The organism is Psychromonas sp. B3M02 (genome assembly GCF_003318165.1).
GTDB lineage: Bacteria > Pseudomonadota > Gammaproteobacteria > Enterobacterales > Psychromonadaceae > Psychromonas.
Window position 1 is genome coordinate 1 of record NZ_QOCB01000095.1, and the last position, 1,926, is coordinate 1,926.

The 1,926-nt window shown below is 35.6% G+C and carries 2 protein-coding genes; both read left to right on the plus strand.

What is annotated here, in order from left to right:
- Nucleotides 1–602 (plus strand): MotA/TolQ/ExbB proton channel family protein (locus tag DS885_RS10135; RefSeq protein ID WP_181817753.1); only part of this gene is annotated, 602 nt, incomplete at its 5' end.
- Between the two features lie 39 nt (nucleotides 603–641).
- The gene (locus DS885_RS10140; protein WP_113819315.1) at nucleotides 642–1,826 is read left to right on the plus strand and encodes an energy transducer TonB; all 1,185 of its coding nucleotides are present in this window, start codon (nucleotides 642–644) and stop codon (nucleotides 1,824–1,826) included.
- Nucleotides 1,827–1,926: the final 100 nt, after the last annotated feature.

The window sequence follows — 1,926 nt, forward strand, 5'->3', positions numbered from 1 at the left end:
CTTCACCTAAAGAACGCATTAGTTTTGCACAAAAAGCGCAAATAAACTTGCTTGCTAGAGGGCAAAAGTTATTAAGGTCAGCACTTTTTATCTCGCCAATATTAGGTTTATCAGGCGCTTTATTAATATTAACCCAATCTTTTGAGCTATTTAGTCATCAACAGATACATGATACTTCAATTATTATTGCCAGTGTAGCGCAAGCATTAATCCCGCTAACCACTAGTATTGGTATTTTATTACTGACTTTAATTCCACAACAAATATTCCGCTCATTACTCATTAAACAAACATTACACTTAGAAAATATACGTCATCAGTTTAATGGCATTTGTTTGCAACATCATTTAGTACAAACACCAGTGGAAAACCCGGTAAAAGAGAAACAAACAAAAGAAGTAGAAACGAAACCTGTTTCTGAGCAACAAGAGATGCCATATCATTATGAGTTTTCTGATGAAACGGACGAAGTGAATGTTGCTATTCATGAACAAAGCGAAGAGATTAAACGTGTTCCTCATGCTGCGATTGCCAAAATGTACAACCAAGAAATATCTTTGGTAGATGTACAAACTTATGAACAAGCAAAAAAACTACAATAGGTATTTACTTAATTCGTTTAGATAGAGCAAACATATTCCATGAAAACGTCATATCATTACTTTACATTCATTATAATTAGTCTGTTATTACATTACCTGTTCTTTTACTTTACCCAGACTAAAACACCTGAGCAAAACATAGAGCAGCTTTCTGTGAGCCTTTCAGCGCCTCAACAAGCAACATTTCAAAGCAATAATACTCCAACAATGGAAATTGACCATAGTAATATACCTGCAGGTCACTCAAAGCCTAATGTTATCAAGGCAGATTTTCATTCACCTGAACAAAGCGGTAATTTACCCCTCATAAACCAACAACCTGCTAACATAAAAATTGAAACAAGACACAGAGAAAATATTACTGAGATTGAAAACAATAGTGTTAAGCCAATACAATTAGCCTTAGCGGAAAACCCAGTAGAGCAAGACAGAAAAATTTCAACGCCCGTTGCAACAACAAGCTTAACCACAGAAGCGATAGTAGAAGCTTCAACCATTGAACCGTCGACTACAGAGTTTGCTCCTAAAGAGTCAAGTTCAGACAAGCTAACGAACACAGAACAGTTAGAAATTATTGAAAATAAAAAAGTTATTGTTAAAAATAGCTTAGCCAAACCAACTAATAACCAAGATAAAGAAAAGCTAAGCACTCAACTGTATTTAGTCAATATCGATACACACAAAGCAGACGACGCAGCACTATTAAAAGCGGAGTTATTTGAACAAGAAATAGTTAACTTACCTGAGTTACCTAAGCAAAAACAGGTGAGAAAAACCACCAGCTCCCAACCTGTAACAGTCAGTAAAAAAACAGCAACTGTAGTAACAACAGTAGCAAAAACATTAAAAACAACTTCCCCAAGAAATAGTGATAAGGCATCCGTTACTCGCAAAACAACAAAACCTACTTTTAAGCCAAAAGTTGATAAGAGCTTGCTAACGTTAAGTGAGACTCGTCAATTACCTGAAGCAGTGGCGATTTCCGGTAAAAAGCCCGACTACCCTGCTGTAGCTGCAAAACTTAACCAAAAAGGACAAGTTGTTGCCTCTATGACCGTATTGCCTACTGGTAGCACCAAGGAGACTGAGATTTTAAAATCTAGTGGCTCTAAAGAGTTAGATGAAGCGGTGATTGAATTTATTGCACAAGAACGTTTTATGCCTAGCTTACAAGGACAAGATAAAGTATCTAGTAAACAAATATTTTCATTCAGTTATAAGTAATCGATCAAGTCTACAGTATACGGTTCCCAATTTAGTTAAGCTGTTAACCTTATAATCGCAATTACATTAATTAATTGAGCGAATGTTATACCAATCATAG